This window comes from Promicromonospora sp. NPDC110617 (genome assembly GCF_055598465.1).
Genome location: NZ_JBVKBM010000001.1, coordinates 2,099,774 through 2,120,340 on the forward strand (window position 1 = coordinate 2,099,774; position 20,567 = coordinate 2,120,340).

Annotated in this window: 17 protein-coding genes; 12 read left to right on the top strand and 5 right to left on the bottom strand. The window is 73.1% G+C overall.

Going from position 1 to position 20,567, the window contains the following annotated elements; genetic code table 11:
- Positions 1–194 precede the first annotated feature (194 nt).
- The 7 genes from rpsB (at position 195) to ACZ7LE_RS09255 (ending at position 6,392) form a co-directional block, all read left to right on the top strand.
- A complete protein-coding gene (rpsB, locus tag ACZ7LE_RS09225; protein WP_397393255.1) occupies positions 195–1,142 on the top strand; it encodes a 30S ribosomal protein S2 in 948 nt (315 codons plus the stop codon).
- 105 nt (positions 1,143–1,247) lie between these two features.
- Positions 1,248–2,087: a translation elongation factor Ts gene (gene tsf, locus ACZ7LE_RS09230; RefSeq protein WP_470402977.1), complete on the top strand. Its 840-nt coding sequence runs from the start codon at positions 1,248–1,250 to the stop codon at positions 2,085–2,087.
- A gap of 289 nt (positions 2,088–2,376) precedes the next feature.
- Complete coding sequence (pyrH, locus tag ACZ7LE_RS09235) at positions 2,377–3,132, top strand: UMP kinase (protein WP_182614512.1); 756 nt, start codon at positions 2,377–2,379, stop codon at positions 3,130–3,132.
- A gap of 107 nt (positions 3,133–3,239) precedes the next feature.
- Complete coding sequence (gene frr, locus ACZ7LE_RS09240) at positions 3,240–3,797, top strand: ribosome recycling factor (protein ID WP_397393258.1); 558 nt, start codon at positions 3,240–3,242, stop codon at positions 3,795–3,797.
- Positions 3,798–3,847: 50 nt separating this feature from the next.
- Positions 3,848–4,684: a phosphatidate cytidylyltransferase gene (locus tag ACZ7LE_RS09245; RefSeq protein ID WP_470402978.1), complete on the top strand. Its 837-nt coding sequence runs from the start codon at positions 3,848–3,850 to the stop codon at positions 4,682–4,684.
- Positions 4,684–5,844 (top strand): dual-specificity RNA methyltransferase RlmN, encoded by a 1,161-nt coding sequence (rlmN, locus tag ACZ7LE_RS09250; RefSeq protein ID WP_470402979.1) that lies wholly within the window; start codon positions 4,684–4,686, stop codon positions 5,842–5,844. Before ACZ7LE_RS09245 ends, rlmN begins: the two co-directional genes overlap by 1 nt.
- A gap of 5 nt (positions 5,845–5,849) precedes the next feature.
- The gene (locus ACZ7LE_RS09255) at positions 5,850–6,392 is read left to right on the top strand and encodes a DivIVA domain-containing protein (protein WP_285105094.1); all 543 of its coding nucleotides are present in this window, start codon (positions 5,850–5,852) and stop codon (positions 6,390–6,392) included.
- 60 nt (positions 6,393–6,452) lie between these two features.
- On the opposite strand, the gene ACZ7LE_RS09260 is transcribed toward ACZ7LE_RS09255, so the two are convergent.
- The gene (locus ACZ7LE_RS09260; protein ID WP_397393260.1) at positions 6,453–6,851 is read right to left on the bottom strand and encodes a MerR family transcriptional regulator; all 399 of its coding nucleotides are present in this window, start codon (positions 6,849–6,851) and stop codon (positions 6,453–6,455) included.
- Between the two features lie 60 nt (positions 6,852–6,911).
- On the opposite strand from ACZ7LE_RS09260, the gene ACZ7LE_RS09265 reads away from it, so the two are divergent.
- Positions 6,912–8,165, top strand: coding sequence for an MFS transporter (locus ACZ7LE_RS09265; protein ID WP_470402980.1), 1,254 nt, complete (start codon positions 6,912–6,914; stop codon positions 8,163–8,165).
- A 60-nt stretch (positions 8,166–8,225) separates the two neighbouring features.
- Here the strand turns inward: ACZ7LE_RS09265 and ACZ7LE_RS09270 are convergent, their stop codons facing one another.
- Positions 8,226–9,512 (bottom strand): hypothetical protein, encoded by a 1,287-nt coding sequence (locus tag ACZ7LE_RS09270; RefSeq protein ID WP_470402981.1) that lies wholly within the window; start codon positions 9,510–9,512, stop codon positions 8,226–8,228.
- A 198-nt stretch (positions 9,513–9,710) separates the two neighbouring features.
- Between ACZ7LE_RS09270 and ACZ7LE_RS09275 the strand changes: the two genes are divergently transcribed.
- Positions 9,711–9,983: a hypothetical protein gene (locus tag ACZ7LE_RS09275; protein ID WP_470402982.1), complete on the top strand. Its 273-nt coding sequence runs from the start codon at positions 9,711–9,713 to the stop codon at positions 9,981–9,983.
- A gap of 19 nt (positions 9,984–10,002) precedes the next feature.
- On the opposite strand, the gene ACZ7LE_RS09280 is transcribed toward ACZ7LE_RS09275, so the two are convergent.
- Positions 10,003–11,286, bottom strand: coding sequence for a DUF418 domain-containing protein (locus tag ACZ7LE_RS09280; protein ID WP_470402983.1), 1,284 nt, complete (start codon positions 11,284–11,286; stop codon positions 10,003–10,005).
- 43 nt (positions 11,287–11,329) lie between these two features.
- A complete protein-coding gene (locus ACZ7LE_RS09285; RefSeq protein WP_470402984.1) occupies positions 11,330–13,480 on the bottom strand; it encodes a DEAD/DEAH box helicase in 2,151 nt (716 codons plus the stop codon).
- 127 nt (positions 13,481–13,607) lie between these two features.
- On the opposite strand from ACZ7LE_RS09285, the gene ACZ7LE_RS09290 reads away from it, so the two are divergent.
- Positions 13,608–14,282 (top strand): hypothetical protein, encoded by a 675-nt coding sequence (locus tag ACZ7LE_RS09290; protein WP_470402985.1) that lies wholly within the window; start codon positions 13,608–13,610, stop codon positions 14,280–14,282.
- Between the two features lie 78 nt (positions 14,283–14,360).
- Here ACZ7LE_RS09290 and ACZ7LE_RS09295 read toward each other — a convergent pair whose 3' ends face one another.
- The gene (locus ACZ7LE_RS09295) at positions 14,361–17,393 is read right to left on the bottom strand and encodes a TIR domain-containing protein (protein WP_470402986.1); all 3,033 of its coding nucleotides are present in this window, start codon (positions 17,391–17,393) and stop codon (positions 14,361–14,363) included.
- A 154-nt stretch (positions 17,394–17,547) separates the two neighbouring features.
- Between ACZ7LE_RS09295 and ACZ7LE_RS09300 the strand changes: the two genes are divergently transcribed.
- Both ACZ7LE_RS09300 and dxr read left to right on the top strand, forming a co-directional pair.
- Positions 17,548–19,344, top strand: coding sequence for a RyR domain-containing protein (locus ACZ7LE_RS09300; protein WP_470402987.1), 1,797 nt, complete (start codon positions 17,548–17,550; stop codon positions 19,342–19,344).
- A gap of 38 nt (positions 19,345–19,382) precedes the next feature.
- Positions 19,383–20,552, top strand: coding sequence for a 1-deoxy-D-xylulose-5-phosphate reductoisomerase (dxr, locus tag ACZ7LE_RS09305; RefSeq protein ID WP_470402988.1), 1,170 nt, complete (start codon positions 19,383–19,385; stop codon positions 20,550–20,552).
- Positions 20,553–20,567: the final 15 nt, after the last annotated feature.

Sequence of the window (20,567 nt, forward strand, 5' to 3'; positions counted from 1 at the left end):
TCGCGCGTCACATCGAGTCGCGTCCGGCAGTGGTCCGGCCCCTGGGGGTCGGCGTCGGGCACGACGTGGCGCCAGGGGCACCGTCACGAGAGGGTGCCACCAACCGAACCGTGGTCCAGGGCCTTGCGTCCTGTGCCGCCTGAAATGCGTGCGGAGCCCCGGGTCGATCCCGGACCGCACCGAAAGGACGTGTCATGGCCGTCGTGTCCATGCGCCAGCTCCTCGAGAGCGGTGTCCACTTCGGACACCAGACCCGCCGTTGGAACCCGAAGATGAAGCGCTTCATCTTCACGGAGCGCAACGGTATCTACATCGTCGACCTGCAGCAGTCGCTGCACTTCATCGACAGCGCCTACGACTTCGTCAAGGAGACGGTCGCCCACGGCGGCTCCATCCTCTTCGTCGGCACGAAGAAGCAGGCCCAGGAGCCGGTGGCCGAGCAGGCCGCCCGCGTCGGCATGCCCTACGTGAACCACCGCTGGCTCGGTGGCATGCTCACCAACTTCACCACGGTGCACAAGCGTCTCCAGCGCCTCAAGGAGCTCGAGGAGATCGACTTCGACGACGTGGCCGCCTCGGGCCTCACGAAGAAGGAGCTCCTGGTGCTGCGCCGCGAGAAGGACAAGCTCGCGCGCACCCTCGGCGGTATCCGTGACATGGCCAAGGTTCCCTCGGCCGTCTGGATCGTCGACACCAACAAGGAGCACCTCGCGGTGGACGAGGCCCGCAAGCTGGGCATCCCCGTCGTGGCGATCCTCGACACCAACTGCGACCCCGACATGGTCGACTACGCGATCCCGGGCAACGACGACGCGATCCGCTCCGTCACGCTGCTCACCCGCGTGATCGCGGACGCCGCCGCCGAGGGCCTCATGCAGCGCCACTCGGGTGGCAGCAAGACCGGTGCCGAGACCGAGCCCGCCGCCGAGCCGCTGGCCGAGTGGGAGCGCGAGCTCCTGGCCGGCGACACCACCGAGGGCACGGTCGAGACGCCGGCCGCGACCGCCGAGGGCACCGTCGAGGAGGCGGCCGCCGAGGCCGCTGCCGCCGCCACCCCGGCCACTCCCGCCGAGGTCGTGGAGGCCGCCGAGGCCGCCGAGGCTGCTCCGGCCGCCGCCCCCGAGGCCGACACCGAGAAGTGACGCGCCGCGCTGACCGGGCCGACCTCGTGTCGGCCCGGTCAGCGCACCGTTCCTCGGGTCGGACGACCTCCCACGAACAACACGACTGCACGGAGGACCAGAACAATGGCGAACTACACCGCCGCTGACATCAAGGCGCTGCGTGAGCGGACCGGCGCCGGCATGCTCGACGTCAAGAAGGCCCTGGACGCGGCCGACGGCGACGCCGACAAGGCCATCGAGATCATCCGGACCAAGGGCCTGGCCCGCGCCGCCAAGCGCGAGGGCAACGCCACGTCCGAGGGTCTCGTCGCCGTCAAGGTCGAGGACACCGCGGCCGGCCAGGTCGCCACGATGATCGAGCTGAACGCCGAGACCGACTTCGTCGTCAAGAACGAGAAGTTCATCTCGCTGGCCGAGGCCGTCCTGGAGGCCACCGCGGCCGCCGGTGCCGCCGACGAGGTCGCGGCTGCCGCCGCCCCCGCCGGCGAGGGCACCGTCGCCGAGCTCATCGCCGCACAGGGCGCCACGCTGGGCGAGAAGCTCGTCCTGCGCCGCGTCGCACGCGTCGAGGGCCCGAAGGTCACGACCTACCTGCACAAGACGGCCAAGGACCTGCCGCCGTCGATCGGTGTCCTCGTGGTCACCGACGAGGCCGGTGCGGCCGTCGCCAAGGACGTCGCGCAGCACGTCGCCGCGATGGCCCCGAAGTACCTCACGCGTGAGGAGGTCCCGGCGGACGTCGTCGAGAAGGAGCGCGAGATCGCTCTGGAGACCTCGAAGAACGAGGGCAAGCCGGAGGCCGCGCTGCCCAAGATCGTCGAGGGTCGCCTGAACGGCTTCTTCAAGGAGGTCGTCCTGGTGGACCAGCCGCTGGCCAAGGACCCGAAGACCACGGTCGCCAAGCACGTCGCCTCGGTGAACGGTGCCCTGACCGCGTTCGTGCGTTTCCGCGTCGGTTCCTGACGCAGCTCGTTCGGCCCGGTCCGCGCTTCGGCGCGGGCCGGGCCGACGCATACGCGGCCGGGCCGTCCGAGGGACGACGCCGGCTCGCACGCCACGCTCCACCAGGAGCGCGGCACGGCTTCGATACTTTTGGTGTGGGGTAGAGCGGGGCGGGCTCCACCTCGCACCAGGGGTCTCGAGGTCGGGCCCGGAGGCCTCTGCGCGGTGCAGAGGTGCGTCGCCCGCGAGTCGGGCGCAGTATTCCGGGAGGGCGGTGTCCCGGCAGTGACGATCGAAGGGTGACTGACCAGTGAGTGACGAGGCGACCCAGAACTTCGCGGTGGACGAGGAGGGCAAGCCGGCGCGGCGTGTGCTCCTGAAGCTGTCGGGCGAGGCGTTCGGCGGCGGGAGCGTGGGGCTGGACGCCGACGTCGTCCGCCGCATCGCGAAGGAGATCGGCGTGGCCGTGCGCGACGGCGTGCAGGTGGCCATCGTCGTCGGCGGCGGGAACTTCTTCCGCGGCGCCGAGCTGAGCGTGGCCGGCATGGACCGCGCCCGCGCGGACTACATGGGCATGCTCGGCACGGTCATGAACTGCCTCGCCCTGCAGGACTTCCTGGAGCAGGCCGGCGTCAAGACCCGCGTGCAGACCGCCATCACGATGGGCCAGGTCGCCGAGCCGTACATCCCGCTGCGCGCCATCCGGCACCTGGAGAAGGGCCGCGTGGTCATCTTCGGCGCGGGGGCCGGCATGCCCTACTTCTCCACCGACACCGTGGCGGTGCAGCGCGCCCTGGAGACGGGCTGCGAGCAGGTCGTCATGGGCAAGAACGGGGTCGACGGCGTGTACGACTCCGACCCCCGCCGCAACCCGGACGCGAAGAAGCTGGACCACCTGACCTACACCGACGCCCTCGTGAACCGGCTCGGCGTGATGGACGACACGGCGCTGGCGATGTGCCGCGACAACGACGTCCAGATGCGGGTCTTCGGCATGGAGGGCGAGGGCAACGTCACCCGCGCGCTCGCCGGCGAGCCGATCGGCACGCTGATCACGACGCGCTGACCTGTGCGGCCCGGCCAGGCCGGGTAACGCGCGAACCTTTCGGTAGCCGGGCAAAGTGTCCGTAGAGTGGCCCCGGCACCACCCGTAGACCAACGACAGGAGCAGTGGTGATCGACGAGACCCTCCTCGAAGCCGAGGAAAAGATGGAGAAGGCGATCGAGGTCGCCAAGGAGGACTTCGCGGGCATCCGCACCGGACGCGCGAACGCCGGCATGTTCAGCAAGATCACCGTCGACTACTACGGCGCGCCCACGCCGCTGCAGCAGCTCGCGTCCTTCAACATCCCGGACGCGCGGACCGTGCTGGTCGCGCCGTTCGACAAGAGCTCGGTGCCCGCCGTCGAGAAGGCGCTGCGTGACTCCGACCTGGGTGTGAACCCGGCGACGGACGGCAACGCCATCCGCATCGTGCTGCCCTCCCTCACGGAGGAGCGGCGCCGCGACTACGTGAAGCTCGCCAAGCAGAAGGCCGAGGACTCGCGCGTCTCGGTGCGCAACATCCGCCGCAAGGCCAAGGAGACGCTGGACCGCATCGTCAAGGACGGCGAGGCCGGCGAGGACGAGGTCGTGCGCGCGGAGAAGGAGCTGGACAAGATCACCAAGAGCCACGTCGAGATGATCGACCAGCTGCTTGCCGGCAAGGAGAGCGAGCTGCTCGAGGTCTGATGCCCGCACCGCCTCGAGACACGACAGAGCGAGACAACGCGCACACCGCCGTGAGCCCGGAACCCGAACCCGCCGCGAAGAAGTCGCGCGCGGGCCGTAACCTGCCCGCCGCCATCCTCGTGGGCGTCGGCCTGCTCGGCATCGTCGGCGCGTCGCTGTACTGGCGACCCGAGCCGTTCGTGGCGTTCGTGGTCGTCCTGCTGTGGGCGGGGCTGTGGGAGCTGCGGCAGGCGTTCGCGCGCCGCGACCTGCGGCTGCCGATGATCCCGCTGTTCGTCGGGACCGCCGGCATGATCGTCTCCGCCTACCGGGGCGGGCCGGAGGCGCTGTTCGTGGCGTTCGTGCTGACCGTGGCCGCGACCGTGGTGTGGCGGGCGCTCGACGGCTCCGGCCTCAGCGCGGTGCGGGACTCGGCGGCCGCGGTCTTCGCCGCGTCCTACCTCCCGTTCCTGGCCGGTTTCGTGGTCCTGATGCTGGCGCAGCCCGACGGCGAGATCCGCGTGGCGCTGTTCATCCTGCTGGCGGTCGCCAACGACACCGGCGGCTACATCGCCGGCGTCATGCTCGGCCGCCACCCGCTGGCGCCGACCGTGAGCCCCAAGAAGTCGTGGGAGGGCCTGGCCGGCTCGATCGTGCTGGCCACGGCGGTGGGCGTGGTCGGGGCGGTGTACGGCCTGGGCGAGAGCCCGATCCTCGGGATCGCGCTCGGCGTCATGACCGCCGTCACTGCCACGGTCGGCGATCTCGCTGAGTCGCTCCTCAAGCGTGACCTAGAATTGAAGGACATGGGCTCATTGCTCCCGGGGCACGGGGGCGTGCTGGACCGCCTCGACTCGCTGGTCATCACAGCGCCCTTCGTCTATCTCGTGCTCTCGGTGGTTGCCTGATGAAAACTCCCCTTGCCCAGCCCGTCGTGCGTCCGTCGGACGAGACCCCGGCGATCCCGCTGCAGATGGCGCCGAAGCGCCGCGGCAAGCCGCCGAGGCACTTCGCCGACCTCACGCCCGAGGAGCGCGTGGCGTCGGTGCTGGAGGCGGGGGAGCCCGCCTTCCGGGCCAAGCAGCTCGCCACGCACTACTTCACGCACTACACGAGCGACGCCGCGCAGATGACGGACCTCCCGGCGAAGTCCCGGGAGGCCCTCGCGGCCACGATGTTCCCCCAGCTCATCCGCCCCACGCGCAAGCTGGAGGCCGACGGCGGCACCACGGTCAAGACGCTGTGGCACCTGTTCGACGACGCCAAGGTCGAGTCGGTCCTCATGCGCTACCCGAACCGGACCACGCTGTGCGTCTCCAGCCAGGCCGGCTGCGGCATGGCCTGCCCGTTCTGCGCGACCGGCCAGCTCGGCCTGACGCGCAACCTGTCCACGGCGGAGATCCTGGAGCAGGTGCGCGCGGCGTTCCGCTCGCTGGCGGACGGCGAGATCCCCGGCGGCGTCACCGGGCTGAACAACCTGGTGTTCATGGGCATGGGCGAGCCGCTGGCCAACTACAAGGCGGTCATCGAGACGGTGCGCACGCTGGTGGCGCCCCAGCCCGAGGGGCTCGGCATGTCGGCGCGCAACATCACGGTCTCCACGGTGGGCCTGGTCCCGGCCATGCAGAAGCTGACCAAGGAGGGCATCCCGGTGACCCTCGCGCTGTCGCTGCACGCGCCCGACGACGACCTGCGCTCCGAGCTGGTGCCGATCAACACGCGCTGGAACGTCGACGAGACGCTGGACGCCGCACGGAACTACTTCGAGGTGACCGGGCGCCGCGTCTCCATCGAGTACGCCCTCATCAAGGACATGAACGACCACGCCTGGCGGGCCGACCTGCTGGGCGAGAAGCTCAACTCGCGGGGCAAGGGCTGGGTGCACGTGAACCCTATTCCGCTCAACCCGACGCCGGGCTCCATCTGGACCGCGAGCGACCGGGATGTCGAGGACGAGTTTGTGGCACGATTGCGCGGGCACGGGATCCCGACCACGATCCGTGACACCCGCGGCAGCGACATCGACGGTGCCTGCGGGCAGCTGGCGGCTGAGGAGGACGACGAGTGAGTGGGATGTTCAACAGCGTTCCCAAGATGCGCACCGGGTACGACAAGGACGAGGTCGACGAGTTCTTCGAGCATGCCCGGCAGGCGTACGAGGGGCGCACGGCCGAACGGCTGACGAGTGCCGACATCCAGGCCTCGACGTTCGACCTGACCCGTGGCGGGTACAACACCCACGAGGTCGACGCGGCGCTCGACCGTCTCGAGGCGGCGTTCATCGCGCGGCAGCGTGCGGAGTACGCCTCGGCGCACGGTCAGCAGGCCTGGATGAACGCGCTCGCCGAGCGCGCGCGTTCGCTGTACGGACGGCTGGGCCGGCCCGACGGCGAGAAGTTCGCGCCCGCCGACCGCGGTTCGCAGGGCTACGACAAGGACGACGTCGACGACCTGTGCGACCGGCTGATCGGCTACTTCGACCGGCAGGAGCCGCTGACGGCCGGTGACATCCGGTCGGCGACGTTCGGCCGGGCCCGTGGGCCGGAGGCCTACGACGAGGCCTCGGTCGACGCGTTCCTGAGCCGAGCGGTGGAGGTGCTGCTCGGGGTCGAGTGACCCTTCGTCCCGAGCTGCGGCACAGAGCCCGCGGCCCCCGTCCTCCGGCCTGTTCGCAGGTCAGACGGCGGCGGCTGCGGGCTCCTGTGCTTCCCGGAGCAGCACCTCGTGCTGGGTCGCCGTCAGGAACCTGCGGATCGAGTCCCGGCTCCGGGTGAGGCAGTCGATGCGTGCCTGGACCCCGACCAGCTCCGTGGCGAGCTGCTGGGCCACCTCCCGCGGGCAGGTCGGGTCCTCGCGCTCCGCGGCGTCCTCGGCGTCGAGGAGGATCTTGACCAGCCGGGTCGGGATGCCCGCCTGGACCAGGCCGGCGACGCGGCTCACCCGCTCGACGTGAGCCTCGGTGTAGGTGCGGTAGCCGTTGGCCGCCCGGTCTGCCTCGAGCAGGTCCTGCTGCTCGTAGTACCTGATGAGGCGGGTCGTGACCCCCGTCCGCGTGGCGAGCTCACCGATCTTCATGACGCACCTCCGGGCAGGGGCTTGACATTGACACCAGTGTCAAACTTTAGCGTGGCAGGCATGGACACGACAGGCCTTACCCCAGCCGCCCCCACCAGCACGAACACTGCTCCGGCGACAGCCGCCGGCCCTCCCGCGCCCCCCACCGACGTGCTGCCCTGGCCGTCGCTGCTCGTGCTCGGCGCGGGCACGCTGTTCATGGTCACCGCCGAGATGCTGCCCACGGCGGTTCTCCAGCAGATGAGCACCGGGCTCGGCGTCGCGGAGTCCAGCACCGGGCTGCTCGTCTCGATGTGGGCGGCCGTCGTCGTGGTGCTGAGCTTTCCGCTGGTGCGGCTGACCCGCCGGTGGGACCGCCGAGCGGTGATCGCCGGGGGTCTGGCGGTGCTCGGGCTGTCGTCCGCGCTCACCGCGCTCGCCCCGACGTTCCAGGTGGCTGTCGGCGCGCGGGTGCTCGGTGCGGCCGCCGTCGGCCTGCTGTGGGCGACGACCAACGCGCACGTGGCCGACCTGGTCCCCGACCGCCTGCTCGGCCGGGCCATCGCTGTCGTGCTCGGCGGGGCGACCCTCGGGATGGTGGTGGGTACGCCGCTGGCCCGGCTCGTGGCCGACGCCGCCGGCTGGCGCGCCGCCTTCTGGGCCCTCGCGGTCCTGAGCCTGCTGGCCGCGGTCGCGGTCCGGCTGGTCGTGGCCCGGACGGCCGTTGCCGACGACCCGGCCGCGGCAGGTGGGGCGGGCGCCGTGGATGCCGCGGCCGGGCCGCGGCGCGGGATGGCGCGGCTGCTGACCGTGACCGGCCTGGTCGCGCTGGTCCTGGTGGGCCACTACGGCGCGTACACGTACATCACCCGGCTGGCCGAGGCGCCCGCGCAGTCGCTGCCGGGCGGGATGAGCACCCTGCTCCTGGTGTTCGGGCTCGCCTCGGCGATCGGGGTCGCGCTGGCGGGCCGGCTCGGTGACCGGAGCGCCCCGGCGCTCGTCGTCAGCGTGGCCGCGACCGCCCTCGCCGTGCTCGGTCTCGGAGCCGTGGACGCCGGCCCCGTGGTCGGGGTCGCCGTCGTCGTCGCGTGGGGCGTCGTGTCGGGCGCCATGCCGCCGTTCGCGCAGACGCTGATCCTGCGGCTGGCCGGGCCCGAGCGCCGCTCGTTCGCGGGCGCGCTGATCCCGGTGCTGTTCAACGGCGGGATCGCCGTCGGGGCGGCGCTCGCCTCGTTCGTGGTGGCGGGGTCCGGCGTGGCGGCGGTGCCGCTGCTGGCGGCCGTGGTGGTCGGCGCGGCGGCCGTGGGCCTGGCGGTGTCGGTCCGCCGCGCCTGATCGGCGCCCCGCGACGTGTCAGACGTACAGGTCACCGGAGGGGCCTGTACGTCTGACACGTCAGCAGGCGGGGGCCACCGGGCTGCTCGAACCCGTGTTGACGTACGCGTCCGAGATCCAGTTGCCGGGGCCGATCCGGTTCCACACGTTGCTCGTGCCGTAGTAGCCGGTCACGGTGGTGCCGGTGGCGGTGCACTCGATCACGACGTTCGCGTGGTTCCCGGCCTGCCCGACGGCGGCGTTGCCGGTGCCGGGCCCGGAACGGACCGTGAGCGGCCCGCCGCTGGTCCGTACGACGCCCTTGGGGCCGGAGCCGGTCCACAGGTAGGTGACGGTGGTCCAGGCGTTGTCGGTCAGCCCCAGCCCGTCCCAGAACGTGCCGTCCGCGAGGTCGATCCCGGCCGGGTTGGCCACCCGGCGTCCGAAGCCGTCGAGCCCGCCGTTGTAGCCGTCCTGGTAGGCGGCCTGCGCCTGCGGCTTGCCCTGCGGCAGGTCGGCCCAGGACTGGCGCGTCCCGGACGCGTTCCAGTGGTCGTCGGTGGTGTTCCACGGGCCGACGTCCCACACCGGGGCGTACGCGCAGCGGCCCGTGCTCGCGGCGCAGACCCGCACCGAGTAGCTGCCGGAGTTGTTCGACGACAGCCCGCGCCGGGACGGCAGGGCGACGAAGTGGTCGCGCGACGTGATGACGTGCCCGTTGGCGGTGGTGCCGCCCACGAGGCCCTCGCGGGTCGCGTACACGGTGTACGCCCGCTCGCCCGACGTCGGCCGGGCCTCGACCTCCTGCAGGGACCGGGACTGCACGGTCTCGGGCGTGAGCGTCACCCCCCGCACGACCGGGCCGGCCTCGCCGTCGCCCACGAGCGTGACGCGGGCCTGGACGGTCCGCGCCGCCACCGGCAGCGGCGTGCCGGCCGGGACCCACTCGGTCCAGGAGTCGGGACCCTCGTCGGCGTACCGGCCGCGGACGTCGACCAGCACGGAGGTGGCCGGGGTCGTCGCGTCGACGTCGGCGGCGACGCCGCTCGCGGGGGAGTCGAGCTCCACCGGCTCGGCGACGAGCTGTCCGGACGCCTCGCGGTCCGTGGTCGCGCCGCCGGCATCGCCGGCCGCCTCGGGCGAGACTGTCGCGTCGAGCCGCAGCCCGTCCTCCGTGGCACGCACCCCTGCGTCGTCCGCGCCGACGTCGGCGAGGTCGACGGACCACGCCCGCGCGGCGTCGTCCGCCCCGGACCCGGTGCCCGGGGTGACGGCGGCGACGGCCGTGCCCGAGACGACCAGGAGGGCGCAGGTGGTGGCCGCCAGGAGCGTGGCGCGGCGTCGGGGACTGCGAGCCTGGATCAGCATGTGCTGAATGTAGGCGACGGACTATTTCACCCGCGAGGGGAAACGGGTGAAATCTCGGTCGATCGGAAACCTGTCCGGCGGCATGGAGCGCGGCACCTCCCAGGACGCCCGGGGGACCGCCCGTGTGGGGCATGATCGGAGGAGCACCCAGCGGCGACACCAGATCAGCGGCGTCCCCAGACCAGCAAGGAGAACCACGTGTCCGAGTTCCTGGCCGACAAGCCCGGCAAGTACGACCTCGACGGCGACGGCATCCCGGACGTCGAGGTCGCAGACACCGACGGCGACGGCGTGGTGGACGCCCAGTTCGAGGACTACGACGGTGACGGCGTGCCCGACGTCGAGCTGTACGACACCGACGGCGACGGCGTGCCCGACGTCGTGGTGGAGACCGCCGGCGGCACGTCGACGATCTCCGTGGACACCGACGGCGACGGCGACGACGAGCCCGTCGACTCGTTCCCGGCCTGACCCCGCTGTCGGCGCGGTGTCAGCCCCGCGCCGGGGCTGACACCGGCCGGCCGTAGACCAGCCGGCGCAGCAGTACCTCGGCCGGTCCGCGGCGGCCCGTGCGCTCCTGCCAGACGGCGAACGCGACCGTGAGCCCCCAGACCACGACCGCGTACAGCAGCATGCTCCACGAGCTGAGGTACTGGCCCAGGCCGAGACCCCACGCGGCCAGGACCGGCGCGCACAGCACGGACTGCAGCAGGTACGAGGTCAGCGACCGCTTGCCGACCGCCTGCACGGCGCCCGCGAACGGCCCGTCGGTGAGGAAGAGGTTGCGCGACGGCGTACCGGTGCGCCGCTGCGCGACGCGGTGCCCGATCAGGCCGAACAACGCGACGTAGCCCAGCCCGCCGAAGAACCCGGTGAGGAACTGGACCGGGTAGAACACCCACGCGGCGTGGTCGGGCACGTCGATCGCGCCGACGTGGTCGAGCGCGGAGGGCAGCGGTCCGAGCCAGCCGATCGTGATGCCGACCACGGCGACGCGGCGCAGCAGGGTCAGGTGCTCGCCCGGGTGCTCCAGGATGCGGCGGCGTCCGGCCCAGAACGCGAGCAGGAGCATCATCGGGACCACCAGGACGAGCAGGCCCTGGAGGAACGTGCCGAGCGTCCAGTAGGTCAGCCGCTCGCCGATCGAGGCGAGGTACGACGTCGTGGCCATCGACTCGCTCGACGGCGCGAGGTCCGCGGCGATGCTGCGGGCCGTGGGGTCGTCCGCGGGAAGCTGCGCCACGAACCAGGCACCGACCACGGCGAAGGCCGTGCCGACGGTCAGCAGGATGCCGAACACCGAGGTCCACACGAGCAGCGTGCGGTCCTTGACCTGGAAGAACAGCCACACCATGAGCAGGCCGGCCAGGCCGTAGGCCCCGAGCACGTCGCCCATCCACAGCAGCGCGGCGTGCACGAACCCGAACGCGAGCAGCAGCCAGTTGCGCCGCTGCAGCAGCCGCCGGGCCGCCCGCTCCGGGGTGCCCGAGGCGACCTGGCGGTTGTAGAGCTGCATCATCCCGTAGCCGAACAAGAACGCGAACATGGGGTAGGTCCGCAGGTCCACCAGGACGATGATCAGGAAGTCGGCCGCCTTGTCGACCGCCGACCCGTTCACCGGGTGCGAGGCACCCCCGCTCATGTCGCTGGCCCACAGGTAGTACGGCGTGTTGGCGATCGCGATCAGGAGGAGCATGAAGCCCCGAGCCAGATCGGGTGCGGGGGAACGTTCGGCGGCCTGGACTGGTCCTCGGGTGAGGGCGGCGGTCGTCATGCACCCATCTCAGCAGCCCGCGGCCCGGTCCGCGAGGAAAGCGTCAGGCCGCGGGCTCGCCCAGGCGGGCCCGCTCCTCGTCGACGATCCGGCGCGCCACCTCGGCGTCGGCGACGTCCGGCGCCCCGGGCGTCGCCGCCACGGTGGCGCGCCCGGCGTACTCCGCGAACAGCTCGGCCTTGGTGCCGAGGATGTCCAGGAGCCGCTCGTCCACGCTGTCCTCGATGAGCAGCCGGTGCACCTGCACGGTGCGGACCTGGCCCATCCGGTGCGCGCGGGCGATGGCCTGCGCCTCCACGGTCGGCTTGACCTGCGGCTCGCACAGGATCACCACGGAGGCGGCCTGGATGTTGAGCCCCACGCCGCCGGCCTCGATCTGGCTCACCAGCACCTTGGGCTCCGCCGCCTGCGTGAACTCGTCGACCAGCTCCTGGCGGCGGGCCGCCGGCACGGATCCGGTGATGGGCCCGACGGCGAGCGGGCCCAGCTCGGCGAGCACCCGCTCGATCACGTCGCGGAAGTAGGAGAAGACCACGACCTTGCGGTTGTTCTCCACCGCCTCGTCGACGATCTCGCGCAGCCGGACCAGCTTCGCCGTCGGCTCGGGGGCCTCGACGAACGCGGCCCGGCGCATGTCCGCGAACGACCGCTTGAGCACCGCGTGGCGGTAGGCGGCGCCGTCGTGCTTGCCGAACCGCTCCCACTCGTCGACCTGGACCAGCTCGGGCAGCTCGGTGAGCACGTCCTCCTGGTTGCGCCGCAGGTACACCGTCGCGACCGACCGGCGGAAGGCCGAGGCGCCCGCGAGGCCGGCTGCCGGGTCGATGTCGTCGGCGACCTCGGGCTTGAGGTAGCCGACCAGGCTGCGGAACTCGTCCACGGTGTTCTCCATGGGCGTGCCCGACATGAACAGCACGCGCTCGGCCGCGCGGGCCCAGTCCGCCGTCCGTTCGGAGCGCTGCGCCTCCGGGTTCTTCACGTAGTGCGCCTCGTCCACCACCAGCAGGGCGGGGCGCGGCAGGTCGCCGGCGCGCAGGTGCCCGAGCTGGGGGAAGGTGGCGACGCCGACGCCGCCGTCGGCCGCCCACTCCTTGATGCCTGCCTCGCGGTCGTCGCCGTGCAGCACGCGGACCGGGAGCTCGGAGTGCGCCGCGACCTCGCGGGCCCAGTTGGCCGCGACGCTCGCCGGGCAGACCACCAGGAAGTGCGTGCCTCCCTTGGCGGCGAGGTGGGCCATCACCGCGATGGCCTGGACGGTCTTGCCCAGGCCCATCTCGTCGCCGAGGATCGTGCGCCGCTGGGCGAGCGCGTACCGGGCGCCGAACGCCTGGTAGCTGCGCAGCGAGACCTTCAGCAGCGAGGTGTCCAGGTCCTGCGCCGCGACCTCGCCCACCACCTCCTCGGGCAGGAAGCCCTCGGCGGCCGCGACGTCGATGCCGAGGTCGACCAGGTCGCCCAGCGCGGTGATGTAGGCGGCGGCCCGTGCCTCGTAGTCGCTCCAGACGTCGGCGTCGGACGTCGCGGTCAGCACCTCGTCCAGGCGGCGCAGGTCGTCGGTGATCCCGACGGCGTCGAGGTCGTCGCACAGCGTGCTCAGGTCGGTCAGTGCGGCGTCGGCGCGGTCGGTGCGCGTGCGGCCGGCGAAGAACCGCCGCACGAACGTGGCGCGCAGCGCACCGGCCTCGGCCAGGCGGGCCAGCTCCCGCACGTCGACGTCGAGCCGGTCCTGCCAGGTCTGGAAGAAGCGCTGGACGTGCAGGTGGTCGTGCAGCGCGCGCACCAGGCGGGTGGCGAGCGGGTCGGCGGGGGCGTGGTCCAGCCGGAAGGCGAGCCCGGCGTCCACGGCGTCGAAGACCTGCTGGGCCGCCGCGCGCAGCGCCTCGGCCGTGCGGGCGCCGACGCCCGCGATCGCCGTGAGCTCCTCCGGGGCCGCCGCCCGCACCTGGCCGACCGTGCGGTATCCCGCCTGCTCCACCGGGCCGAGGCGCAAGCGCCCCGTGCCGACCTCGCGGATCCGGTCGAGGGGCACCTCGGACAGCTCGTCCAGCACGCGCGCGTCGCGCGCCGCACGGTAGGCCGCACGGACGCGTGCGGGGGCGCCGCGGCGCTGGCTGAGGGTACGGGAGCCCAGGTCGTGCCGGGTTCCGGCGTGCTGGAGCAGGTCGCGGGCCTCGCCGCGGGACCAGGTCTTCATGGCCGACGACGGTACTGGGTGCGGGCCGTCCCGAGGGCCCCGACGCGCGCCGTGGACCGACGTTTCTTACATACCGGACCGAATGCCCATTCTGGTAGTTTCGTCGCACCAAAAACAGGAGGAACGAGTGAGCACGGACGCACTGCCGGAGCAGGCAGAGGTGGCGCAGGCCGCCGCGACAGGGGAGCCGGCACCGGGGACGTCGCCGCAGGCGGCGTCGGCCGTCGCGGAGCCCGACGCCGGCCCGCAGCCGGTCGCAGGGACGGAGCCGGCCGCCGCGCCGGCACCGGCCGCCGCGCCGGAGCAGGACGAGGGTCCGGAGCGCGAGGACAACATCGAGACCCGCACCGCCGCCCGGCTGCACCAGCTGGTGGCCTCGGGCGCGGAGAAGCTGCCCGGCGAGGCCGGCAGCACGGTGTCGCGGCTGGCCGTGGCGCTGCTGTCGTTCGGCAGCCAGGCGGCGGCCAAGGACCCGGAGAAGTCGACCTCGGCGCTCGTCGGCGAGGCCGTGGGCCTCTTCAAGAGCCTGGACGACGACGACCCGGGCAAGCAGCGGGTCGCCCTGGAGCACGCGCTGGAGACGGTGACGACGTCGGCGCTCGGCAGCAAGGAGCGCTCGCAGGTGCTGGAGGTCGCCGAGGAGGCGATGGGCCTGTGGGCCAAGCTGCGCGGGACGTCGTCCGACCTCGCCAAGTCCGACGCCGCCACCTCGATGCGCTCGCTCACGAGCGCGCTGCGCAAGGAGGGCCGCGACGACGAGGCGGACGAGGCCGAGTCGGAGGCCAAGCGCCTGGAGTCCTGACCGGACCCCACCCCCGTTGAGTGCTGGATATCTGTCCTTTTTCGTGTGCCAGGACGACAGATATCCAGCACTCAACACCTAGGGGGTGCAGGTCGGGGTGTCCGTGAGGGTCACCCCTTCCGGCATGTCCGCCGCCGTCGGCTCACGGCCCGCCATGGCGCAGGCCCGGGCGATCATCTGGTCGTCCGAGAAGGTCCACCCCGTCGTGACGCCGTGGTCCTGGACCACCAGCAGCTGACCGTCGCCGGCGTACACGTCGCCCGGCGCGACGGCGCCGCCGGGCGCGTAGAGCCGGGTCGCGAGCGCGCCGACCTTCTGACCGGTCCCGATGTCGAAGAACGCCAGCGCCGAGCCCTGGTTGCGGGCCACGAGGTCGGGCCCCGGCAGCACGGCCAGCACGTCGCCGTAGGTGCCGGTGAGGTCGAGGCTCTCGGGGGCGCTCGGCCCGGAGACCGCGCGCAGCCGCACCTTCGAGTCCAGGCCCAGCGTGACGAGCTGCTCGGGCAGCGCGGTGTCCTCGGGGCTGCTGCGCTCGCCGATCACGTGCACCTGGTCCACGCTGCTGCCGCGCACCGTCCAGACGTCGCTCGCGCCCGCGGCCGCGGCCGCCAGGTCGGCCACCCGGAGCGAGAAGTCACGGGGCGCGACGGCGACGCTGCTCCCGTCGTCGGCGACCGCCACCCGGCCGGGTTCCACCCACGGCGACGCGAGCCGCGGCGTGCTGCCGATCGGCCCCGGCACGTACAGCGCCCGCTCCTGGAGCCCGACGTCGAGCAGGTGCAGCCCGGAGCACGCGTCGACCAGCACGATGTCGTCGCGCGTGCGCTGGGCGCTCACGATCGTGGCGCAGGCCGGGTCGCCCCGGTCCAGGCCCGGTCCGACGAGGTCGCGGAACCCGGCCTCGTACCCCGCCGTCGTCCCGCCCTGGGTGCGGTAGGCGTCGCCGTCGGGGGTCACGAGCAGGAGCCGGCTCTCGTCGAGCCAGACCGGCAGCAGCGGGCGTCCGGCGTCCGGGCTGCCCGCGGGCAGGTCCACCGTGCCGAGGCCGTGGATCATGACGGTGCCGTCCGACCAGGACGCCGCGGTGCTGGCCGGTCGCGTGGGTTCGGCCCGGTACGTGGCCAGGACGGCGGTCGGCCCGTCGGCATCGGCCGCGCCGTCCGCCGCGCGAGCCGCCGCCACACCTGCCGCGCTCGGCAGGGGCACGTCCCCGTGGGTGTCGGCGGTGCTCCACAGGGCGATGCGGCCGTCCGACGCCGCCGCGACCCGGTCGGCCCCGACCAGGACCGGCGACTGGGGCCGCCGGATGCCCGACAGGTGCCAGGTGCGGTGCACGTCGGTGTCGGCGCCGATCTCGCACGCGACCAGGCCGTCGTCCGTGGCGACCAGCGCGCGTGTGGTGGCGTCGTCGACCGCCACCACCTCGGGGTTCGACCAGACGCGCGGGACCGGGCAGTCGGCCGACCGCACGGAGCCGTCCGCCCAGTGGTGCAGGGTCACGGTGGTCGCGCCGTCGTCGGAGCTCAGCGTCGCCCAGTCCTGCAGGGAGGGTGACGGGACGCCGCCCTCGGGCAGCTCGACGGGCGCGGCCCCGGTCAGCTCCAGGGAGTCGAGGCTGCGGATCTCCAGGATCCCGCCGGCGGCGTCGGCCACGGCGAGGGTGCGGCTGGAGCCGACGGCGAGCGAGGTGACCGCCAGGTCCGTCTCCGCCTTGGTGCGGAACGCCAGCCGCTGCTCGTGCGGGCGCTGCGGGCCGTCGTCGGACTCCAGGACGGCGAGGTCGCGACCGGCCAGGTTGATGCTGCCGATCCGGTTCCGCCCGGTCCCGGCGTCCCGCCACGCGAGGAGCAGGGTGCCGCCGTCGGGCGTGACCGCCACCGCCCTCGTGCCCGGCAGGTCGAGGTGCGTCTGCCGGCTGGTGCTGCCGGCGGGCAGCGGCCCGAACCGGCCCACGGTCACGCCCAGGTCGTCGACCGCGGCGACCACCGAGCCGTCGGCGCTGCCGGCCACGACGGGGCCCGGGCGCCGGGATCCGCTCCCGGACCCGCTCACCGTGCCGAAGGGGGTGCGGTCGCCGCGCAGCACCGTGGGGGCGCCGTCGTCCGGGTTCCAGCGGATCAGGTCGCCGGTCTCGGTCCGGCCCACGACGCCGGTGCCCGTCGGCGCGACGTCGGCCAGGCCGGTCTCCTCGGGCACGTCGACGGTGCGCAGCAGGTACGGGTCAGCCGGCTCGTTGGCCGTCACGGCGTTGAACAGCGCCGTCCGGGTCTGCCCGTCCCGCAGCCGGCGGACCGCCTCCACGGCCAGGAGCTGTGCCGTCGCGGGATCGTCCTGGTGCACCACGTGCGACGTCGCGCCCAAGAGGTGGGCGGCGTTGGCGTTCACCGCCTCGTTCGCGCGGTCCGCCTCCCGCTCCGCGAACGCGAACGCGCCGATGGACAGGGCGAGCATGACCCCGAGGGCCATGTTCACCAGCCGGTTGCGCATCCCGGCCGAGCTCTGCCGGGCGATGTGGGCGCTGAGGATCTCCTCGGTGCTGCCGTCGGGGCCCCGCAGCGGGGCGACCAGCTCCGCGAGCACCCCCGCCAGGTCCGGGTGGTGCCGCCAGCGCCGGCGCTGGCGCAGCCTCGTCAGGTCGGTCCACTTGGGCTCGTGGTCGATCCGCTCGACCAGCGGGGCGGGCAGCGCCGTGGTGCTGATCGCGTCGATCTCGTTCGCTGTCTGGTCCCAGACGATCTTGCCGCTGGTCAGCGCCACCAGCAGGGTCTCGGGTCCCCGGTGGTCGAGCCACCAGGCGACCTCCTTGGCCACGTACTTCGAGCTCGCGGCGCCCTCCGAGGCGAGCAGGATCAGGTAGTCGGACCGTTCGAGCTTGAGCTCGATGGCGTCCCACAGGCTCGGGTTGTTCGCCAGGCCGGTCCGGTCCAGAAAGATGTTCAGGTCCGGTACGTCGTCGCGCTTGTCGAAGTCGAGGAGCTGCGTGTGGAACTCGGGCGCGAACTCGCCGTCGGAGTCGCGGCTGTACGACAGGAAGGCGTCGTACCCGTCGGTGCGGGGCGCCGCGTGCGCGCGGGCAGTCGGGAGCAGGGAGCGGACAATCCGGTCGGTCATCCTGCTCCCGCAGCCTTTCCTCGGCGAATGTTTGCGGACCGGGAGAAACATATCCCTCGGTGTGTAGTGTCGCCGCAGGTCATGACGCTAGTCACCTTCGTGGTGAAATGCACGGTTAGGCATGGATCGTGCAATCCGACGAGGAAGGTCTGAGATGGCACCCGAGCTGGTCGTCCCCCGCGACGGGCCCCGGCGGCTGCGCGTGCGCCGGTCCTGGGTCCGCACCGGCTTCGCGGCGTTGTTCGGCGTCGCGTTCGGCCTGGGGCTGTGGGGCTTCTGGCTCTACCGCACCTCGCCCGACTTCGAGTGGGGCACCAGCGGCTGGGACCTCGTCTACTACTCCGTCCAGCTCTTCGTGCTCGGCGCCGAGGCCACGAACCAGGGCGGTGACCTGCCCTGGCAGCTCCAGGCGGCCCGGTTCCTCGCCCCGGTCGCCACCGGCTACGCCGTCTTCGAGGCCGTGCGGTCGCTCTTCGCCGACCAGTTCGTGCTCATGCGCACCCGCCGGATGCGAGGCCACGCGATCGTCGTCGGCCGCACGCCCGCGGCGGACCTCATCGCCGAGGCGCTCGCCGCCCGCGGCGCCGTCGTCGCCCGCACCACGACCGGCGACGCCGGGTCCCTGCGCAACGCGGGGGTGTCCGGCGCCGCCGTCCTGTACGCCTGCGCGGCCGAGGACGACGAACCGGGTGTCAACGTGCTCACCGTGGCCGTGGCCAACCGCGCGGACCGGGCCGCCGACCTGCCCGGCCTGCGCCTGAACGCCCACGTCAGCGACCCGGAGCTCGCGCTCGCCCTGCAGGCCCGGCACCTGAGCCACCCGCAGCCGGGCGTCGACTTCTTCACGCTGGGCGAGCTCGTCGCCCGCTCCCTGGTCCGGCGCGACCGGGTCCTCGCCCGCGGCGTCGCGCCGCACCTCTCCGTCGTCGGCCACGGCACGTTCGGCCGGGCGCTGGTCGTGGCGTTCGCGCGCCTGCGCAGCGTCGAGATCGCCAACGGCGGCGAACCGCTCACCGTGACCCTGGTCGGGCCAGGTGCCCGGGAGGCCGCCGAGGCGCTGCGCGCCCGCTGGCCCAGCGTGCGCGCGGCGTGCCGGCTCGTCCCCGTGGACACGTTCGCCGAGGTCCGCGCGGTCGGCAGCCCGCAGCGCGTCTATGTGTGCCACGACGACGACGGCGATGCGCTCCGGGAGGCGCTGCACGACAGCGACCTCTGGCGCGCGAGCGAGGGTGCCGTCGTGCTCCGCCTCAACCGGCTCGCCGGCCTGGGCGGTCTCTTCGGCACGCACGACGGCGCCATCCTCGACGACCTGGCCGGCCGGCTCGACATCGTCGAGCCCGGGACGCTCCTGCGCCGGGCCACCGCGCCGGGAGTGCTCGTGCACGACGACGTCTACGACCTGATGGCCGTCTCCGCCCACCTGACCTACCTGCGCAACCAGCGCGCCCGGGGCGTGGCGTGGCAGAGCACGCCCGCGATGGTCTCCTGGTCCGAGCTGTCCGAGGACCTGCGGGCCGCCAACCGGGCGCAGGTGCGCGCGATCCCTGACCGCCTGCGGCAGATGGGCTGCACCGTCGTCCCCGCGGGCGACGTCGAGCACGGCCGGATCCCGGAGCCGGTGGTCGACGCGCGGGCCGTGGACGAGCACGACCGCTGGATGGCCGAGAAGGTCGCCGCCGGCTGGACCTACGGGCCCGAGCGCGACGACGCCCGCCGGCTGCACCCCGACCTGCGGCCCTGGGCGGACCTGTCCGAGCCCGACCGGGAGAAGGATCGCGCCGCGATCCGCGGCATCCCGGTGATCCTGGCCGACTTCGGCCTGCGGGTGGTCCCGCTGGACGACGACGCCGGCTGGGAGCCCGCGGACGCCCCCGTCCCCGACCCGCGGGGCGTGGTCCGCGGCTGGCGCATGTTCGGCCGGGGCCGGACGGAGCAGCCGGGCGAGTCCTGACGCCGGCCGGGCCGTCCCGGGCTGACAGGATGGGCCTCATGCGAAGCGTCACCCTTCTCGGCTCCACCGGTTCCATCGGCACTCAGGCCGTCGACGTCATCGGGCGCAACCCCGACCGGTTCCGCGTGGACGCGCTGTCCGCGGGCGGCTCCGACCTCCCGCTGCTCGCCCGGCAGGCGGCCACGCTCGGCGTCCGCGCCGTCGCCGTGGCCGACGCCGCCGCGCGCCCCGCGCTGACCACCCTGCTCGGCGAGGCCGGTGCCGACGGCGTCGAGGTGCTCGCCGGCCCCGACGCCGCCACCGAGCTGGCCGGGTGGGGGAGCGACGTGGTGCTCAACGGCATCACCGGCTCCGTCGGCCTGCGCCCCACGCTGGCCGCGCTGGGCGCCGGCTCGACGCTGGCGCTCGCGAACAAGGAGTCGCTCGTGGTGGGCGGTGCCCTGGTCAAGGCCGCCGTGCGGCACGAGGGACAGATCGTGCCCGTGGACTCGGAGCACTCCGCGATCGCGCAGTCGCTGCGCTCGGGCTCCTCGGCCGAGGTGCGCAGGCTCGTGGTGACCGCGAGCGGCGGGCCGTTCCGCGGCCGCTCGCGGGAAGACCTGCGTGACGTGACGCCCGCCCAGGCCCTGCGGCATCCCAACTTCGCGATGGGCCGCGTGGTCACCACCAACTCCGCCACCCTGGTCAACAAGGGGCTGGAGGTCATCGAGGCGCACCTGCTGTTCGACCTGCCGTTCAGCGCGATCGACGTCGTGGTGCACCCGCAGCAGATGATCCACTCCATGGTCGAGTTCGTCGACGGCTCCACCATCGCGCAGGCCGGGCCGCCGCGGATGCTCGTGCCGATCGCGCTCGGCCTGTCGTGGCCCGAGCGGCTGCCCGACGTCGACGTCGGGATCGACTGGACGCAGGCCGCGAGCTGGGAGTTCCTGCCCCTGGACGACGACGCCTTCCCCTCGGTCCGGCTGGCCCGCCAGGTGGGCGAGGCCGGCGGGACCCATCCCGCGGTCTACAACGCCGCGAACGAGGTGTGCGTGGACGCCTTCCACGACGGCACGATCGGGTTCCTCGACATCGTCGACACGGTGGCCGCGGTCGTCGAGGCGCACGGGACGACGGCTGCGGGCGACGCGTCGTCGGTCGAGGGCGTGCTGGAGGCCGACGCCTGGGCGCGGGCCCGGGCGGCGGAGATCCTCAAGTCGGCGTAGGCGGACCACCCGGCT